Below are 235 nucleotides of genomic sequence, written 5' to 3'. Positions count from 1 at the left end.
CTCACCGCCAGACTGATAAAATTTTGCCTGAAACTTATTGAATACCTCTTGCTTGTCTTCAAGTTCAGTACGCAGCACATCCACTTTGTTTTCATTGCTATTCTTAGCAATAACGGCATCTTCTATTTCTTTTTCATATTTAACAGACAGATCGGACTTGCCCGATAGGTCCTGATCGAGAAGATCCCAATATACAAAATGAAGTTTTGCAGAGAGTAGACGTTCTTCTTTCTTG

1 protein-coding gene is annotated in these 235 nt (G+C 38.7%); it reads right to left on the bottom strand.

Translation table 11 applies throughout. The annotated features are described in order from the left end of the window. Window positions 1-235: hypothetical protein (locus tag A3735_RS30365; protein WP_197485699.1), on the bottom strand; the 235-nt coding region annotated here is incomplete at both ends.

Source organism: Oleiphilus sp. HI0061 (assembly GCF_001635675.1).
The sequence above is the reverse complement of the archived record's forward strand: the minus strand, read 5'-3'. Positions and strand labels throughout refer to the sequence as shown.